Raw genomic sequence first — 18361 nt, 5'->3', positions numbered from 1 at the left:
TTGGATGAGTCAACCTACTAAAAACAATAAGAATATTGATCAAGTGAATTATGATATTAGAGCACGAGAAGTTTTAATTATTATGGATGATGGTAATAAAATTGGACCATTAGGACGTAATGAAGCAATTTGTTTTGCGGAAGAAAAAGGCTTTGATTTATTACTAGTATCAACAGTTTCAGATCCACCAGTAGCAAAGCTAGTTGATTATGGAAAATATAAATATGAGCAAAAAAAGAAAGAAAAAGAAAATAAGAAAAATCAACATATAACTGAAAATAAAGAGATACGATTACGTACTGGAATTGGTGATCATGATTTAGAATTTAAAACAAAAAAAGTACGTGAATTTTTAAAGGATGGTAATCGTGTTAAGATTTCATTAAAGTTTCGTGGTCGTGAAGTTGCGCGCCCCGAATTTGGAAAAAAAACATTAGATAACTTCTTTAGTCGTATTGAAGAATTTGCAAAAGTGGAAAAAGAACCCCAATTAAATGGTTTGTTTTTAGATATGTATGTTGTGCCAAAAAAATAATTAATTAAAATAAGAATAGGAGGAAAATTTATGCCAAAAATGAAAACAAAGAAATCTTTAGCAAAACGAGTAAAAGTAACTGGAACCGGAAAATGAAAGATTGCCCATGCTTATACTTCACATTTAGCTCAAAATAAATCAACAAAACAAAAACGGCACTTACGTAAAGCTGGCGTAATGGATCATACTGATCAAAGTAGATTAAAACAATTATTACAAGATTAATTTAAACAAGAAGGGAGTATTAAAAAATGGCAAGAGTTAAAGGCGGACCAACAACAAGAAAACGTCGTAAAAAAATTATTAAACAAGCAAAAGGATATTTTGGGACAAAATCAACCCATTACAAAAAAGCAAAAGAACAAGTAATGAAATCATTGGCATATGCCTTTCGTGATCGTAAACAACGTAAAAGGGATTTTCGTTCATTATGAATTCAGAGAATTAATGCCGCTGTGCGTGAACATGATATGTCATATTCACAATTTATGAATGGATTAAATAAAGCTAATGTCGAAATTAATCGTAATATGTTATCGGAATTAGCAATTCATAATCCTACTGAATTTAAAATGTTAGTGGATGAATCAAAAAAAGCGTTAAAAAATTAACAAAACTATTTTTAAAAAGTAGTTTTTTTTTGACAATTTATTCTTAGTTGCTAATTATTACAATTAAGCATAAAATATTAATATATTTAAGGGGAAAACACAAAATATGGCAACAAAGTTATCATTAAAAGAACAAGTTGAAATTTTACCATCAAAACCAGGGTGTTATTTATTTTTTAATAGTTATAATCAAGTGTTATATGTTGGAAAAGCAAAAAATTTACTTAGCCGGGTTAGTTCATACTTTAATAAGGTTTATAATTACAAAACAACACGGTTGGTGCAAGAAATCACGCGGTTAGAAACAATTATTACTAAAACAGAAAAAGAAGCGTTAATTTTAGAACATAATTTAATTAAACAATATAAACCAAAATATAATATTTTATTAAATGATGATAAACATTATCCATACATTGTAATTACTAAGGAACAAGATTCCCAATATTTATATGTTCGTAATGTTCATAAAAAATATGCTCGTTGTTATGGTCCGTTTCCAGAAGGAAGTCATGCTCGGGAGATTATTAAAGTTTTAGAACGATTATATCCGTTGCGGCGTTGTAAAGGAAACCTTGGTAAACCCTGCTTATATTATCATATTAACCAATGTTCTGGCGCTTGTTTTAAAACCGTGTCAAAAGAATATTATACAGCAATGATCAAAAAGGTTCATGCTTTTTTTAAAGGAAATTTTAACGAGACAAAAGAGTTGTTAGAAAAACGAATGTTACAAGCAGCAAATAATTTACAATTTGAAGAGGCCCAAAAGCTAAAATTATTAATTCGTAATTTAGATTGGACTTTATCATCCCAAACAGTTGAAATGTTAAATCAAAATTATGATTTAGATGTAATTAGTTTATACCAAATTGAGCATAATTTAGTATTAACAACTTTGTTTTATCGGGCTGGAAAATTAAGTTATAAAGATTATGAATATTATCAAGTCACAATTGAAGATGATTTTCAAGAACTTTATCGGTTATATTTGCAAAATATTTATCAAAAGAATATTTTACCGACTAAAATTATTGTTAATAAAGCGATTGCTTTACCAGAATTAAATTTATTATTTGATAATCGTGTTTTTCATCCCCAAACCCGAGCAGAAGAAACAATTATGAAACTAGCAACTGACAATAGTTATGAATCTTATTTACAAACGCAATCAACAGCACAGCGTCAGCTAAATAATGTTGAAGTTTTACAAGAATTACAAAATCTTTTACATTTAAATGAATTACCTTATTTAATTGAAATGATTGATATTGCAAATATTAATGATGAATTTGTTACTGGTGGGGTAATCGTTTATAAAAATGGGCGACCATCACGAAATGATTATCGTAAATATAATCTGGCAATTGCGCAACAAGATGATGCCCATCGAATTGCGGCTGTTGTTGCTCGCCGTTATCAAAAAGCGCTTGAAACTGACCAGCCATTACCAAACTTAATTATGATGGATGGGGGAATTCAACAAGTTAACGCTTGTTTAAATGAATTAAAAAAATTAAATTTAATAATCCCTGTTATTGGGTTAGTTAAAAACAATCAACATAAAACTGACCACCTTCTTAACTTAGCAAAAGAAAAGGTCTATCTTGATAAAACCAGTCGCTTATTTTTATTTTTAACAAAAATGCAAGACGATGTTCATCATTTTGCAATTAGTAGTTTTCGCCGTCGGCAAACAAAGGCGTTAACAACAAGTATTTTAGAAGTAGTTCCGGGGTTAGGGGCACAACGGATTAAGGCTTTAAATCTTCATTTTGATAGTATTGGGGCAATGCAAAAGGCAAGTGGTGAAGAATTATATCAAGTTTTACGTAATTGAAAACTTGTTGAAAATTTGCGAAAGTTTCTGGAAAATTTTAGCGGATAAAGTTTTTTTAGTTATAATTATAATGGACAAAGTTAAATATATAAAAAGGAGTAAAGAATATTATGCATAGAGTCCAAAGAAAAGACTTATTATTAGAATATCTATGCCAAAAACCTTTCCACGAAATGAATCATGTTCTTGAGTATGTTGCAAAATTCGATATTTCTGCGACAACCGCACGTCGTGATTTAAAAGAACTTGAAAATGAAAGTATTATTACAATGTCTTATGGTGGGATTAATTTTTTAGGGGTTCACAATAAGTTGTGCAGTATTGATGTTCGTGCAAGTAGCATTAACTTTGATAAAAAAATGATTATTGCGAAAAAACTTTTAAATCTTTTAGAAAAAAATGATGTTATATTTGTTGGTGCTGGGTCAACTTGTGAAGTTTTTGTAACTTTAATTGATAAACCAGTTAAAATTGTTACTAATTCATTTCGAATTTTACAATTGGCAAAAGACAATTCTAATGTTCAATATAATGTTTTAATTGGTGGTAAATTACGAGAAAAATCACAAGCGTTTTATGGCTCACTTTGTGAAGAAAGTTTATCATTAATTCAATTTTCAAAGGTTATTTTTTCGGCAAATAAAATTGATCAAACGGGCGCAGTTTATAAAAGTAACTAAGAAGAGGCTCGGGTTGAATTAGCAGCCTTAGCACTAGTACAAACAAAAATTCTATTGGCAGATAGTACTAAATTTGATAAGCTGGGGTTTTTTAAATTTTATGAAACAAAAGATGTTTCGTATTTAGTAACCGATAAACCAGAAGTTGCTAAACAATATGATTTAAATTTTAGTATTATTTAAGACTTTGTCTTAGGACAAAGTTTTTTCTTTGCAAGGAAAAAGGTTTTGTGACTGGTAATTTTGTGCTTGAAAGGAGGTTAAAATGGAATTAAATAATGTCTAGTATGTATGTAACCAAATTGAAAAGTTTGAATTTGAAGAATTATTCACCGTTCTAGCAAAAATTGAAGCAGTTGTAAAGGACCGAACAGACGGCGTCGATTAGGAAAATATTTTCAATAAACTCTCAAATTTTTTTCATTCCAAGTTTATTATAATCACAATTGAAAGTTGAGGAATTAAAACATGGAATGATTGGGTGGGGAACATGCAATTGAGAACTAATATTCTTGAGAAGTTAGAAGAAATTATTAACCGTAATGATGATACTGTTAATGGTATCATTGCACAAACTATTTTAAATTTTGCTAAAGTACCAAACGAAACTTTTATTATTAATGATGTTGCAGAAACATCACATACAAGTGTCTCATCGGTAACGAAGTTTTGTAATATGCTAGGTTTTACTGGTTGAAAAGAATTTTATATTTTCTTTCGTTATGAATTAGATAATTTGAGAAAACTTAATCAATTACACCGTATTAACCCTTTAGAAAACACAATTAAGGATTTAGTAACAAATCACACTGTTATGATGACAAAACTATTAAATGAAAATTTAGAATCAATTTTAGAATTAAAAACAATGTTAAAAACAACCAATAAAATTTATTTAATTGGTGAACACACACATTTAGATTTATTAATTAATTTTTATCATCAATTATTAGGACTTGGGTTTGACACAAGTATGACAACCCATGATTTTATTGCCAAAAAGTTTTTAGAAAAACTAACCAAAGATGATCTTGTCCTTTGAATTATTATTGATACTAACCAAACGTATTTATTTAATGTTTTAAAACATAGTGATAAGACATTACCTTGTGATAATATTAAATTTATTTTAAAAGAAAATTCACCGATTTTAGAGACAAATTTAACAACAAGAGGGCCAATCATTATTAATGATCGCCGCAAAATGTATACCCACCAAATAATTTATAATCATTTATTTATTATCTTTAATGCAATTCTGACAATGCTTAATTAAAAAATACCCAGACAATTAATCTGAGTATTTTTTATTTTTCTTTATTATGATCAGTATCTCAATCTTCTAAAACCATATGTTTAATAAAACGTTGCATTCATAGTTTAGGATTTGGCCCTGTTTCTAAATTACCAATTTCACCAGTTTCAAAACCAACATAATTACCATTTTTAACATAAATATAAGTTGGTGTTCCATTTAATCCTAATGATTCAGCGGTAATGCTTTTATCAATTTCACCGTTAATTTTATGGGCATTACGTTCTTGCGTTACAATTCAATCCGCAATGTTTTTTGCTCATTTTTGTTGTCAAACGTTATTGTAATCTTTAACATCACTTGTAACAATTAAACGGGTTTTTTTAATTTTTGCTTGTTCTTCAGCACTAATATGGTAACTATTTAAAGCATATTGTGAACCACGTTTTCCTGTTAAGTAATCATCATATTTTTGATTGCCATGCCCATTAGTATATAAATCAGCAATTGTTGTGTCGTGGGTATTTTGACAGTGAATACAATTTTGTGCTGATACCATAAAAATAAAGTTTTCCTTGTTCTTAACCCCGTCCATAAATTGGGTGTAATATACCATATTTTTATCTGAACAAGCAATTACAGTCGTTGCGATTGTTGATACAATTGTTAGGGCTGCCATTGTGCTTAGCAGTTTTCTCATTTTTATTCCTCCTAAGAATTAGTTATAATGTTGTCTATTTATAACTATACATTATTTTTTTAATTTTTGACATAAAATAGTTAAATATTTTGTTCGATTGCGGGTAGAAAATTATGGTGAAAAGGATATAATATATATAATATATAAATACCATAAAAACTTATAAAGGGGTGTAAAACTGATGATGGATACGGCTACCGCGCTTGCTGTATTGCTTCCAATAATGATTATTTTGTTAATTTTTTCAAGTTTTTTTCTGCATCAGAAACAGCAATTAAGTCAATTAATGTGATCCGTTTGAAACAAATAGCGAAAAATAATGTTAGCAAGCGTAAAAACAAGACCACAAATAAAAATATTCGAAAAGCAAAACGTGTTTATAAATTAGTAAAAGATTATGATCGAACTTTAGCAACAATTTTGATTTCTAACACGTTAATTAATACTGCTTTAGCAACGATTGGAACCTTGTTTTTTGCAACTTTAATTAGCAATGCGGAAACAGCAACTTGAATTTCAACGATTGTAATTGGTTTTACGGTGTTAATTTTTGGTGAATTAGTGTCCAAAACAATTGCTAAGAGTTTTCCCGAAAAGTTTTCAATTTTTTCAGCTTACATTTTATGAATTTGAAAAATTTTATTTTATCCATTTATATGGATGTTAATTTTACGAAAACGAAAAGATGGTGTTTCAACAACAGAAAATGAATTATTAGAATTGATTTCAACGATTGAATCAGAAGGGGTTCTAGAAAAGAACGAAAAGGAGTTAATTGAATCAGCAATTACCTTTGATGATAAAACAATTGGTTCAATTATGCGACCAAAAGAAAAAGTTAAAGCAATTTATACTAATACAACATGACGCGAACTACAACGGATTTATAAAGAAGAACGTTTTACAAGAATGCCAGTTTTAGCCCCGGACACAGAAAAAGTAATTGGAATTTTAAACATTAAAGATGTTTTTATTGCTGTTATTGATCATCAAGAAGTTGAAATTAAAAAGTTAGTTTCAGAACCAATCTTTTTTTCCCGTTATTTAAAATTAGATGATGCCTTAGAACTGTTTCAACAAGAACAGTTACATATGGCAATTGTTAGTACTAATGCGGATAGTAATGGTTTTCTTGGCGTTGTTACAATGGAAGATATTTTAGAAGAACTTGTGGGAGAAATTTATGATGAAGATGATGAAACTGGGCAAGTGGAATTATGTAAAATGAAGTGCAACAAATCTTATTAGTCAAATAATACAATAAAAATCATAAAAAATCAATTATAAATTTTTAAAAATCAAAATATTTATAGTTTTTATTTTATTTTAAGGAAAATTAAGCACACTAAAAAATAATTTATTAAATTACTTCAAATAAACCTATTTAAAATTATCTGAAAATACCTCTTTTGCTGTTTTTCAATTAAGAACAGGCCTTAATTTATCATTTATAACATTAACTACTCAATTTATTTTTTGTTGACTAACATTATTAAAATCAGTTCCCTTAGGAAATCATTGTCTAAGTTCAGAATTCATATATTCAATTAATGGTTTTTGTTGTGGTTTACCGGGGTCACAAAAATAAACTTGTGTTTCAGCAAATATTTCTAATTCTCTTCATTTACTAAATTCTTTTCCTCTATCAGTTATTATTCCTTTAATTTTCCCAAATAAATTATTACTTATAACAATATCTTTAAACTTTTCCACAACTTCATTAGCAGTATGATTTTTTAATTTCATAACAAAATAACTTTTACTATTTTGTTCAACTAAAACCAAATTACTAGATTGATGCTCTTTTCCAACTATGGTATCCATTTCAAATCAACCAACAGCAGTCTCTTTATTCTCAATATCTCATATTGATTTAAAATTAATTAATTTACCACTATTATCAAATTTTCCTTTTGTTTTATATTTTTTACCACGATGACGTAAATTCTGTTTTAAAAAACCATAAAAACCCAAACGAATTCATTTATACAATGTTTTAACACAAACAGGAAATTTAATACCAAACTTTAGAAAATAACGATGAATAAGTTGTGATGGAGAATCACGATAAACATTAAATCTTATATTAATAAAATTTAATTGTTCTTCTGTAAACTTATATCTTTTATTATTCTTTTTTCTTTTCTCATAATACATTTTATCTGACTTATAAGCACTATATTCATCAATAGTTTTAAAACGCTTAATTTCTCGCAAAATAGTACTACGATTTCTGTTCAAACATTTAGCAATCTGTGCAATATTTATTTCACCATTCTTTTTTAAAAATAATTTTGATAATAATAATTTTTCCAATTTAACCTTATCAATAAAACTTAAATGACTATACATAACATTTATATACCTTTCATTAATTTATAAATTTAATATTAAAATTATTTAATACATTATTGATATATGATAAAATCAATTATGGCATTCAAGTAATTTTAATAAAGGAGAAGTAAAATATGAAAAAGTTACTAAGTATTTTAGGAGTAATCGGATTAACAGCAACAAGTACAACAACATTAATTAGTTGTGAAAAACCAAATAATAATGAAAACGGGGGGGGGTAATAAACCTACACCAGAACCACAACAACTACCAGAAAATAGCAAATGAACTAATATTCCTAGAACACAGGCGCCTAATAAAGAATTTTTAACTGCTACTAATAAATGATATTTTTATATAAATAAATATGAAAATAATTATATAACGACAAAATTTTATTTTGATAATAATTTTATTAATAATCAAAACACTTGATGACAACACTTAAAAAATGATTCAGATTTTATTTGAAACTATAATTTAGTATATCGTTGAAATAAAAACAATGAACCACAAATACCAGAAATTAATAAAGACACAGGACTAATAATTGATTGAAAAGAATAAAAGGACTAACAAGTCCTTTTTTAAATTAATCGAACAAACTTCATAAAGATAATTAATAGGAATATATTTGTTATTGTATTATATAATGCTGGACTAAATTTTCATACCTCAAATGTTTGACTAAAAAAACTATATATTGTTTGAAATATTTTACCAACACCGCTTGCTAATTCGTTTACTTGTTTAACACCGGGAATATTATTTACAATTCAAATTGCAGCATTTTTTATATGACACGCTAAATTATATCAACTACAACTTTCATATTGGGCTTGTCATCATTGTCCATCAGGAAACAACCCGCCATTATTTATTTCTTGTCAGTTGTAAATCCCAAAATTAAAATCATAATAACGGTACATATCATTTTCTTTTTGGGCTTGTAATTCAAAAACATTATAACCGATTTTTTGTTCTTCAATTTTTTTGTATTTTAAACCGTATTTATCTTTTAAAGCACCTTCAAAAACATAACCTTCATTTTGATTAATATTATAATTATTTGCAACTGAAAAATCATAATTAAATACATTACCATAATTTGTATTATAAAACCGATTTTTAAATGCTGAATACAATTTAATGTCTAATTGATTGTATTTATCAGAAAAATAAAAATAACGAGGATAAATTTTAAAACCATTATTTGCTAATAAACCATATTTTTTATTATATTCTTGTACATAAGTATCATTTTCTAAATCAAAAATGGTACGTAAATAATCTTTATAAAAATTTTGGGAAACCGTAAACATACTATTTAATAGTTTTTCAAATTGATTTTTATTAGTATTAGTTTCATCAATTAAAACATCTCTAAAATTAATCAATTTTAAACCAAAAAAATCTTTAATTTTGTCGAAAACTCTTGATGAAATAAAAAAAAATCATCAATATGACAATTTGAAAACTAATTTTGTGTAAGATTATGATTTTGCTTTAAATTTTTTAAACGTTAAAATATAATACCGTTGATTGTTGGTTTGGTGTTAAACCTTTGTGTTGGTATTTTCATTTTCAGAGCTTTAAATAATTTTGAATATTAGTGAAACCCAAACCATGATAATGAATTAAGGCTTCTTTAAGACTGGATTGTAATTTACTAATCTTATTTAACTTTTGATAACTAGTATCAGGGTTTGTACTAGTTTTGGTGGAATATAGAGTAGAATTTGTTTGTTTTGCTACTAATAAATATAGTGGTTGCATATCAGAAATAATTATTGATTTTTCTTTAATTAGTTGCTTATTCATATTTTCAATAATCCATTGTTTTTGTAATCTTTTGGTATTGGTGGATTGAACAAAAATATTATTATTGCTATCAACTGCCATTTGAATACAGCATTTGGTATCAGTTGAAAATGGATCGAGATGAGTTTTTCGTTTATCAAATTTATCTTTAAAATTGCCTTTATGAATTTCTTTAATAAATGTTTCATCCATTTGGATTTGACCATTTAATTTTTTAAATTTTAACTGTGTATTTTCTAATTGTTTTGATTGCATTAATTTTTGTCGATTATATCAAGCGGTTTTTGGGGTTGTTTTAATAAAACGAGAAATTATTTTACTAGATTGTCCTAACAATGAAATTTGAATTAATAAATTTCACTGTTCATAATTTAAATGACTTCAATAAGTAAAATGATGACGAAATGCATCAAAACTAGCACGACATTTTTTACATAAATATTTTTGTTTTCCTTCGGAATTATGACCATTTTTAACACAATGAAAAGATTTGCAATTAGGACATATAATGCCTTTATCTCTAAATTTTTGATCAATTTCATTTAAACGTTTTTGTTTTTTAATTAAGTCTGCTTGTTGTTTTATTTTTTCATAAAATTCTAAAAATTGATCATCTGTTAAGCTATTTATTAATTCTGTAATTATTTTTTTCATCATTTATTTACCTCTATATATTAAAAATATACCTAATTTTAGGTATATTTTATAAATATCAAGAGTTTTCGACAAAATTAAAGAAAAAAATTAATTAAAACAGTATCATACTGTAAATTATCAATATAACCACTTTCAATAAAATTACTGCGATTTTGAAATACAGGTACCAAAGCATGGTTAAAAAAGGCTTTTAAAAATTTATTAATATCAATTTGACCTTTCATCTGTTCAAAAATATCTTTACCAGTATTAGGAGTATTATCTTGATTATAATTATATGTTTCAACACTAAAATTAAAGATACTATCTTTTTCTTTCATAAAAGTAAACAAAAAACCTAAATCATCAGTATACCAATAACTATTTGCATTATTACCATCCCAATATTGTTTAAAATGTGTTAATTCTAAACTACCAGCAATAATATTTTTATTTTCATCAATTGTTAAAATCATCCGATAAATTGATTTTCTAGTTAAAATAACATCAGGTTTTAAATCTAATTTTTCCATATTATTAATAATTTCAAAATCAAAAATTATTCTTTCACTACCCAAATTTGGGTCATCATAGTTTGGATTACCACCTTGCTGAATTCGGATATTTTCTTGTACAATAACATCAATATATTTAAGCAAAAAAGAACGAACATTTTGATAATATTCAGTATATCATTTTAATTTGCCATCATTATCAACAACGGGTAATTCTGGTTCACCGTTTCCATCTCAACGATATACTAAATTATAGTTTCAAATAAAATCTGAATCATTTTTTAAGTGTTGTCATCAAGTGTTTTGATTTTTAATAAAATTATTATCAAAATAAAATTTTGTAAGCAAATATTGACCATTTCTTTTTTCTCCATAAAAATATCATTTATTATTAGCAGTTAAAAATTCTTTATTAGGTGCCTGTGTTCTAGGAATTTGTATTCAAAACTCATTAATCATTTTAACTAATTGTAAATTATCAATACCTCTTTCTAATTTATTAATAACTTCCACAGTATTAAAATACTTAGCAAAAGAATAAGAAAAATTAGTTAATTCTTTTAAAAATTGTTTTTTATCAACATCATAGAATTTATCAATATTATATTGTTAGCATAAGTATCTCAATTTTTATATAAATCCATAAACCCATCACCAGGCTTATCAAATGAAATTCCCGTTGAATAACTACCCTTTAAAAAGTCTAAATATCATTTATCATTATAAGTTAATGTTTGTGATGTTTTTAGAGTTGGATTAATAAAGTAATTTGTTTCAGACCAGTTTTCAAAAAAACTACTGCGTAAAAACATTGTATTAATAAAATCAGTTTCATTCATTCCCATTGTTTGTTAATTAACAGTATAATTCTGCTGATTTAAGGGTTTAAATGCTGTTAAAGTAATAAAAGTAATCACTAAACCTAAAATACCTAAAATAGATATGGCAAATAAAGATAATGATTTTTTCATATTTATAATTCAACCCCTAACTATATAATGTTTTTGAAACAATAAACCCAACAATATATAAACTTGATATTGTTAACATTAACGGATGACTAAACAAAATTGCCATCTTACCAAATAAAGAAAGTAAAAAAGTATCTGAGTTATATAAATCCATAATAATATTTTTTGCTGATGTTAATTGATTAATAATAACTGTAATAAAACCAGTACCAAATATAGCAATTGCCGCAACCAATAAAACTAGTCTAATCATTATTTATGCACTCTCCGATATCCTTGTTCTCTTGTTTTTGCTTGTTTTGCTAAACTTGATAATTGTTGTTTATTACGATTAATTTTAAACTGTTTACGCTCTGTAATATGTTTTTGCATACCTTGTTTAGTATCTGAAACTCCACGAGCAGTCGCAGAATAAATATTTGATACCCCCGTTTGTACTATTGAACCTAATTCGTTATATTGTGTTCTTGTGCCGTGAATTGCATAAATTGATAACTTAACAACCATAAAAAAAATAATAAAATAAGCAATTGTTGTATTTGTCATTGGTAATTTAGTATTTCAAATTACATCAAAAATAAACAAAAAAACATCAAAAATAAAACTAAAAATCTTATCTCAATTACTACTTTCTGACAACAAATTAATCATTTTTATCACTTCCTTTTTCTTTTTTAGGTTTTAAATTCTTTTTCAAAATATCAATATCAAACAATTCTAACCGCTCTTTAACACTCAATTTAGTAATTTCTGACCAATAGTATTCTTTGTTATTAATTATTTCATCATTTTTTAAATCACGAACAAACTTTAATCATTGACTATCATATTTCTGTGCAAATTCTAACGGAATAATTATTTTAAAAAACCGAATTCCTAAACCAACATCTGACTTATGTTTTACTCGTTTACCTTCTGCTGTTCGTTCTACTGATTTTGTTTTTCAAATTTCATAATCCGTAATATCTTGAAAAATACCAATTCGCATAATAAAGAAACGATTAAAAAAATTAAATCCTTTTTTAGCAATCGGTTTTTTAAGTGAAATTGGAATAATAATACCACTTGCTAATTGTCGGATATTATTTCAAATCATACCCTCACGCTGTGCTGTAAACAAAGCACGATTACCAAAATGTCTTGCTAAAACAATTCACGGAATTTTACCACTATGGACTTTTTTCTCATCGTGAGGACTAGTTCCATCAATATATAAATAACTTTCATCAAATAAAATAACACTATCATCAGGGGGAACTGGTTTTGTTCTATCTGTAAAATCTAAATTTTTAAATGTTAAAACTTTAACTTTCTCATCTTCTAACGGATAATTACTATAAATTTTATCTGTTAATAATTTCATAGTTTGTGATAAATAAGTTAAAAGTAAAGTTTTTCCGGTTCCTAATTTACCAATAATAACTGATAACGGATTATCTCAAACAAAACTTACTAACCGAAAAGCATTTAACTGATAAAATATGTTTTTTCAAACTCATCATACAAAATAAACACATTGCAAAGCAAATAATAATCAAAATACTAAACCAGTATAATTTAATGAAATTATTCAAAATAACAAATCAATTAAACTAAACAAAATCATTGAACTACTAATATAACAATAATTTTTTAAGAAAAATACAAACTTTTTCATTATTTAAAATACCCAACTATTTTAAAAATCATTCATAACAAAAACCAAGTTAAAAATAAAATAACAATTCAAACACCAACCATCAAAGTTAAATATTCATTCTGTGTCAAAGTCCAAGTTGTAATACTTTCAACATTTGTTTTATTTATAAACAAAAAGACATGAATAAAAAACTCTTTTAATTTTTCTCAATCATTTTGCATTTTTAAAAACTCCACATTTTTTGAATAAGTTTAAAAAACATCCCCAAAAATAAAACGATAAATAATACAAACGATATAACATATAAAAATTCAGGGGCATTTGAACCAAAAATATAACTAACAAATTGAACTCAATAGTCATATAAACTCATTTAATTTAAACTTTCTAAATCATTAATTAATTCTTGCTCTTTTTCAACACTTCAATTTGTTAAATTATTATTGTTATTATTTACTTTTACTTTTTTAGGTTCATTTGAAAATAATGCTTTGTGCATACGATTAAAATAATTTTGTTTATATTGATTATACAAATTAATTAATTCTGTTCCAGTTAAATACTTTCAAATATGACGTTTTAAATTTTCATCATATTTTACAATAGGATAAGAATTATCATAAATCAAACCAATTGCTACTTGTTCTGAATGTTTTTCACTCGGATAAATAAATTTATTACTCAACCAAAAACCAATATGACGATTATGATTAGGTAAATTTATAAAACTTGCTTTTTCTGTTTCAAAAACTATCAACTCTTTACGAATAAAATAATTTTCTATATTTTGATTTTTCTTAACAAAATTACTCAATTTCTTTAATTTTGTCGAAAACTCTTGATATTTATAAAATATACCTAAAATTAGGTATATTTTTAATATATAGAGGTAAATAAATGATGAAAAAAATAATTACAGAATTAATAAATAGCTTAACAGATGATCAATTTTTAGAATTTTATGAAAAAATAAAACAACAAGCAGACTTAATTAAAAAACAAAAACGTTTAAATGAAATTGATCAAAAATTTAGAGATAAAGGCATTATATGTCCTAATTGCAAATCTTTTCATTGTGTTAAAAATGGTCATAATTCCGAAGGAAAACAAAAATATTTATGTAAAAAATGTCGTGCTAGTTTTGATGCATTTCGTCATCATTTTACTTATTGAAGTCATTTAAATTATGAACAGTGAAATTTATTAATTCAAATTTCATTGTTAGGACAATCTAGTAAAATAATTTCTCGTTTTATTAAAACAACCCCAAAAACCGCTTGATATAATCGACAAAAATTAATGCAATCAAAACAATTAGAAAATACACAGTTAAAATTTAAAAAATTAAATGGTCAAATCCAAATGGATGAAACATTTATTAAAGAAATTCATAAAGGCAATTTTAAAGATAAATTTGATAAACGAAAAACTCATCTCGATCCATTTTCAACTGATACCAAATGCTGTATTCAAATGGCAGTTGATAGCAATAATAATATTTTTGTTCAATCCACCAATACCAAAAGATTACAAAAACAATGGATTATTGAAAATATGAATAAGCAACTAATTAAAGAAAAATCAATAATTATTTCTGATATGCAACCACTATATTTATTAGTAGCAAAACAAACAAATTCTACTCTATATTCCACCAAAACTAGTACAAACCCTGATACTAGTTATCAAAAGTTAAATAAGATTAGTAAATTACAATCCAGTCTTAAAGAAGCCTTAATTCATTATCATGGTTTGGGTTTCACTAATATTCAAAATTATTTAAAGCTCTGAAAATGAAAATACCAACACAAAGGTTTAACACCAAACCAACAATCAACGGTATTATATTTTAACGTTTAAAAAATTTAAAGCAAAATCATAATCTTACACAAAATTAGTTTTCAAATTGTCATATTGATGATTTTTTTTATTTCATCAAGAGTTTTCGACAAAATTAAAGATAATAGTTATTAAAATATAAAATTAATCATTTATAATTAAATTGATATTTTTGCACTACATACTGCCTACAAATTTTAAAAAGAAAGTAGATATATTTATAAAGAATATTATAAAAATTTATATTCCAAAACTACTATTAATATGACCCCTAATAAAAATATTCTTATTTTTATTAAATCCTACTTTAAAACAATTATTTCATTACTAATAATTTCAATAATAACTTATAGACAGTGTGTAATACAAAAATAAACAACAAAATTATTTAATCAACTCACATAAAAGCTAGTGTGCCATAGCTAAGATATATGATCAATAATAATAAATATTAAAATCCTTTAACCATAACACGGAAAAAGTTTAAAATCTTAATGATAACAAAAATACCAAATGGAATTAAAATAATTCACGCATCACCTAAAAAGGTCATTAATTGTGGTAATACAGCATAAATTGCTTCTTTAACTTTCATCATAGCTTGTCCTAAACCACTTCAAATAGAACCCATTCCATCTGAAATAGTAGGCTTATCACCAACTGCTAAAAAATTAATTGCTGTTGTTAAATACATACATAACACTATTTATTTTCCTCCTTATTTTTAATTTCTTTTTTATCTTTTTTCTTTCCTTGAATTTGACGAATTTTTTGATAAATTGATAAACCAATTCAAGCAAAAATACCTAATATAATAACAACACTAAAAATTGTCGTTAATCAAACTGGCATAACTTATTCCTCCTAAAAATCTAATTTTCGCGGCACGCTTCGCGTGTTCGCTACGCTCAAAATAAACTATATTGAATAAATTACCGCTAATAAATTACGCGGATAATTTATTCATCTTCTTTTTCATTATTAATTACAATATTATTTACCGTATTAATAACATTATCTTTTCCATACTTAGTTACTAAGGACCGTAAAATAAAATAATGTTTTCTTTCCATTAAAAAATCAACTCATTTCTGAGTTGATTTGTTGCACTTCACTTACACGATGCCAATTTTAAATGGAATTCGAACAGGACAATGATTAGAAGCTTTAATCTTGGCTTTTTCTGTTGCAGTTGGTTTGACTCCTGAGTTATTGCCAGTAATTGTTGCGGTAAATTTAACGCGGGGAAGTAAAAACTTAGCAAAAGAAAAAGTTGTTATTAAACAACTTGATGCTGTGCAAAACTTAGGGGCAATTGATATCTTGTGTACCGATAAGACAGGAACTTTAACCGAAGATAAAATTGAATTACAAAATTATTATAATATTAATAAAATTAATGACCCAAAGGTTTTATCATATGGTTATTTGAACAGTTATTTTCAATTAGGAATGAAAAACCAAATTGATGAAGCTATTATTGGATATCAAAAAGTTAACTATACAAAGAAATTAGCATCAAATTACCAGTTATTAGATGAATTACCATTTGATTTTATGCGTCGTCGTGTTTCGGTTTTATTAACGGAAAAACCAGAAACAGAACAAATAATTATTACGAAAGGTGCTGCGGGTGCTACGGAAGAAATGCTAGATCTTTGCTATCAATATGAAGTTGATCAAAAAGTTTTCCCGCTTGATAAAACAGCAAAATTAAAAATTATTGAAAACTTGTTGTTATTAAATCAACAAGGGGTTCGTTTAATTGCCATTGCTTATAAACCAATTAACAAAAATCAAATAAGTTTAGAAGATGAAAATAACTTAATTTTTCTTGGTTTTTTATCATTTACTGATGTTATCAAAAAAGATGTCCAATGTACTTTAAAATTAATTAATAAATATGGTGTCACAATGAAAATTTTAACAGGTGATGCACCGCAAACAACATTAACTGTTTGTAATAAAATTAATTTAAAATCACGCGGTGTTTTGGTTGGTGAAGAAGTTGAAAATATGACACCTGAACAATTAGCGGTTGCTGTTGAAAACCATGATATTTTTGCAAAATTAACGCCGTTACAAAAAGCGCGGATTATTGAAGCGTTACAAAGAAATAAACATAAAGTTGGTTATATGGGTGATGGGATTAATGGTGCCTTAGCATTACGAAAAAGTGATGTTGCAATTTCTGTTAATAATGCCACTGATATTGCCAAAGAGGCATCGGATATTATTTTATTAGAAAAGTCATTATTAGTCTTAGAACAAGGAATAATTGAAGGACGGAGCATTTTTGCTAATATTATTAAATATTTAAAAGTAACAGTTGCTGCTAATTTTGGATTAATGTTAAGTTTATTAATTGCTTCAGCCTGATTATCATTTGCCCCAATGGCGCCAATTCAGATTTTATTTCAAAACTTATTATTTGATTTTTCACAAGTTGCTGTTGTGTTTGATAATGTTAATCCTGAATATATTAAAAAACCACGGAGTTGAGATACAAAAGGAATTTTATCCTTTACCTTATGAAATGTCCCATCAGTTACCTTAATGAGTATTTTAAACTTTGTTGTAATGGGAATTATGTTAACATCGTTAGCTTTAACATGAAGTGTTGATACAAGTCAAGGCAATAATGCCCAATTAATTTCGCAGTTTCAAACAACAATGTTTACGGAGGGGGCCGTTATTACATATGCTAATGATTTTCTTTATGCGTACTGATAAATTAGCATTTTGAAAAGATCGTCCACCCTTACAGTTAGTTCTACCGATTTTATTTATTTTAATGCTAGTGTTTGCCTTGCCGTATATTCCTAATGTTCATATGTGATTGCAATTATCACCGCCACCACCAATTTGATATGCTTTTTTAGGGGGTGGAGTGCTATTGTTTGCCCTTTTAAGTGTTGTTTTAAAAGCTGGCTATCGTAAAGTTTATCATTGTTGATTATAATTTCAAACAGGAAAATCCCG

22 protein-coding genes and 4 pseudogenes are annotated in these 18361 nt (G+C 26.3%); 12 read left to right on the top strand and 14 right to left on the bottom strand.

All coding sequences use genetic code 4. From position 1 onward, the window contains the following. Positions 1-4 precede the first annotated feature (4 nt). The 6 genes and pseudogenes from infC to AACK91_RS00405 all read left to right on the top strand — a co-directional run bounded on the left by infC (position 5) and on the right by AACK91_RS00405 (position 4942). A complete protein-coding gene (infC, locus tag AACK91_RS00430; protein ID WP_338963326.1) occupies positions 5-535 on the top strand; it encodes a translation initiation factor IF-3 in 531 nt (176 codons plus the stop codon). A 30-nt stretch (positions 536-565) separates the two neighbouring features. Next, positions 566-760 carry a 50S ribosomal protein L35 gene (gene rpmI, locus AACK91_RS00425; RefSeq protein WP_040093314.1) on the top strand — a complete coding sequence of 65 codons (195 nt, stop codon included), beginning with the start codon at positions 566-568 and terminating at the stop codon, positions 758-760. A gap of 26 nt (positions 761-786) precedes the next feature. Next, a complete protein-coding gene (gene rplT / locus AACK91_RS00420; RefSeq protein ID WP_040093315.1) occupies positions 787-1146 on the top strand; it encodes a 50S ribosomal protein L20 in 360 nt (119 codons plus the stop codon). A 106-nt stretch (positions 1147-1252) separates the two neighbouring features. Beyond that, entirely contained in the window at positions 1253-3034 is a 1782-nt protein-coding gene (gene uvrC / locus AACK91_RS00415; protein ID WP_338963314.1) for an excinuclease ABC subunit UvrC, read from the top strand. Between the two features lie 62 nt (positions 3035-3096). Then, a pseudogene (locus AACK91_RS00410) lies at positions 3097-3849 on the top strand (DeoR/GlpR family DNA-binding transcription regulator). A 307-nt stretch (positions 3850-4156) separates the two neighbouring features. Then, positions 4157-4942, top strand: coding sequence for a MurR/RpiR family transcriptional regulator (locus AACK91_RS00405; protein ID WP_338963311.1), 786 nt, complete (start codon positions 4157-4159; stop codon positions 4940-4942). Positions 4943-4973: 31 nt separating this feature from the next. Here AACK91_RS00405 and AACK91_RS00400 read toward each other — a convergent pair whose 3' ends face one another. Next, positions 4974-5621, bottom strand: a complete 648-nt coding sequence (locus AACK91_RS00400) for a hypothetical protein (RefSeq protein WP_338963309.1) — start codon at positions 5619-5621, stop codon at positions 4974-4976. A gap of 297 nt (positions 5622-5918) precedes the next feature. On the opposite strand from AACK91_RS00400, the gene AACK91_RS00395 reads away from it, so the two are divergent. Further along, positions 5919-6869 (top strand): hemolysin family protein, encoded by a 951-nt coding sequence (locus tag AACK91_RS00395; RefSeq protein WP_338963307.1) that lies wholly within the window; start codon positions 5919-5921, stop codon positions 6867-6869. A gap of 132 nt (positions 6870-7001) precedes the next feature. Here AACK91_RS00395 and AACK91_RS00390 read toward each other — a convergent pair whose 3' ends face one another. Then, a complete protein-coding gene (locus tag AACK91_RS00390; RefSeq protein ID WP_338963305.1) occupies positions 7002-7973 on the bottom strand; it encodes an IS30 family transposase in 972 nt (323 codons plus the stop codon). 119 nt (positions 7974-8092) lie between these two features. Between AACK91_RS00390 and AACK91_RS00385 the strand changes: the two genes are divergently transcribed. Both AACK91_RS00385 and AACK91_RS00380 read left to right on the top strand, forming a co-directional pair. After that, positions 8093-8200, top strand: coding sequence for a lipoprotein (locus AACK91_RS00385; protein ID WP_338963303.1), 108 nt, complete (start codon positions 8093-8095; stop codon positions 8198-8200). Beyond that, entirely contained in the window at positions 8181-8525 is a 345-nt protein-coding gene (locus AACK91_RS00380; protein WP_338963301.1) for a hypothetical protein, read from the top strand. The genes AACK91_RS00385 and AACK91_RS00380 overlap by 20 nt, the downstream gene beginning before the upstream one ends. 20 nt (positions 8526-8545) lie before the next feature. On the opposite strand, the pseudogene AACK91_RS00375 reads toward AACK91_RS00380, so the two are convergent. From AACK91_RS00375 to AACK91_RS00340, 9 genes and pseudogenes are all read right to left on the bottom strand, one after another. Further along, a pseudogene (locus AACK91_RS00375) lies at positions 8546-9373 on the bottom strand (spiroplasma phage ORF1-like family protein); the annotation flags it as partial. A gap of 100 nt (positions 9374-9473) precedes the next feature. Beyond that, on the bottom strand, positions 9474-10436 hold the full coding sequence (locus AACK91_RS00370) for an IS1/IS1595 family N-terminal zinc-binding domain-containing protein (RefSeq protein WP_338963247.1): 963 nt from the start codon (positions 10434-10436) through the stop codon (positions 9474-9476). Between the two features lie 80 nt (positions 10437-10516). Then, a pseudogene (locus AACK91_RS11535) lies at positions 10517-11176 on the bottom strand (spiroplasma phage ORF1-like family protein); the annotation flags it as partial. Between the two features lie 215 nt (positions 11177-11391). Then, positions 11392-11901: pseudogene (locus tag AACK91_RS11530) on the bottom strand (spiroplasma phage ORF1-like family protein); the annotation flags it as partial. Positions 11902-11917: 16 nt separating this feature from the next. After that, positions 11918-12154, bottom strand: coding sequence for a hypothetical protein (locus tag AACK91_RS00360; protein WP_004027616.1), 237 nt, complete (start codon positions 12152-12154; stop codon positions 11918-11920). Next, entirely contained in the window at positions 12154-12552 is a 399-nt protein-coding gene (locus AACK91_RS00355; RefSeq protein ID WP_338963282.1) for a hypothetical protein, read from the bottom strand. The genes AACK91_RS00360 and AACK91_RS00355 overlap by 1 nt, the downstream gene beginning before the upstream one ends. Beyond that, positions 12545-13558, bottom strand: a complete 1014-nt coding sequence (locus AACK91_RS00350; protein ID WP_338963280.1) for a hypothetical protein — start codon at positions 13556-13558, stop codon at positions 12545-12547. The genes AACK91_RS00355 and AACK91_RS00350 overlap by 8 nt, the downstream gene beginning before the upstream one ends. Further along, on the bottom strand, positions 13558-13761 hold the full coding sequence (locus AACK91_RS00345; RefSeq protein ID WP_126821076.1) for a DUF2649 family protein: 204 nt from the start codon (positions 13759-13761) through the stop codon (positions 13558-13560). The genes AACK91_RS00350 and AACK91_RS00345 overlap by 1 nt, the downstream gene beginning before the upstream one ends. Before the next feature lie 152 nt (positions 13762-13913). Continuing rightward, positions 13914-14354: a DUF3627 domain-containing protein gene (locus AACK91_RS00340; protein WP_338963272.1), complete on the bottom strand. Its 441-nt coding sequence runs from the start codon at positions 14352-14354 to the stop codon at positions 13914-13916. A gap of 83 nt (positions 14355-14437) precedes the next feature. On the opposite strand from AACK91_RS00340, the gene AACK91_RS00335 reads away from it, so the two are divergent. Then, on the top strand, positions 14438-15400 hold the full coding sequence (locus AACK91_RS00335) for an IS1/IS1595 family N-terminal zinc-binding domain-containing protein (RefSeq protein WP_338963247.1): 963 nt from the start codon (positions 14438-14440) through the stop codon (positions 15398-15400). 430 nt (positions 15401-15830) lie between these two features. On the opposite strand, the gene AACK91_RS00330 is transcribed toward AACK91_RS00335, so the two are convergent. From AACK91_RS00330 to AACK91_RS00320, 3 genes are all read right to left on the bottom strand, one after another. Then, entirely contained in the window at positions 15831-16082 is a 252-nt protein-coding gene (locus tag AACK91_RS00330) for a hypothetical protein (RefSeq protein ID WP_338963270.1), read from the bottom strand. Further along, entirely contained in the window at positions 16082-16231 is a 150-nt protein-coding gene (locus tag AACK91_RS00325; RefSeq protein WP_338963269.1) for a hypothetical protein, read from the bottom strand. The genes AACK91_RS00330 and AACK91_RS00325 overlap by 1 nt, the downstream gene beginning before the upstream one ends. Before the next feature lie 107 nt (positions 16232-16338). Further along, positions 16339-16494, bottom strand: a complete 156-nt coding sequence (locus tag AACK91_RS00320) for a hypothetical protein (protein ID WP_338966609.1) — start codon at positions 16492-16494, stop codon at positions 16339-16341. Positions 16495-16501: 7 nt separating this feature from the next. On the opposite strand from AACK91_RS00320, the gene AACK91_RS00315 reads away from it, so the two are divergent. Then, the gene (locus AACK91_RS00315) at positions 16502-18112 is read left to right on the top strand and encodes an HAD-IC family P-type ATPase (RefSeq protein ID WP_338963267.1); all 1611 of its coding nucleotides are present in this window, start codon (positions 16502-16504) and stop codon (positions 18110-18112) included. Then, positions 18081-18341: a hypothetical protein gene (locus AACK91_RS00310; protein ID WP_338963265.1), complete on the top strand. Its 261-nt coding sequence runs from the start codon at positions 18081-18083 to the stop codon at positions 18339-18341. Before AACK91_RS00315 ends, AACK91_RS00310 begins: the two co-directional genes overlap by 32 nt. Positions 18342-18361 lie beyond the last annotated feature (20 nt).

It is taken from the genome of Spiroplasma endosymbiont of Sarcophaga carnaria, from assembly GCF_964019595.1.
Taxonomy (GTDB): domain Bacteria; phylum Bacillota_I; class Bacilli_A; order Mycoplasmatales; family Mycoplasmataceae; genus Spiroplasma; species Spiroplasma poulsonii.
The sequence above is the reverse complement of the archived record's forward strand: the minus strand, read 5'-3'. Positions and strand labels throughout refer to the sequence as shown.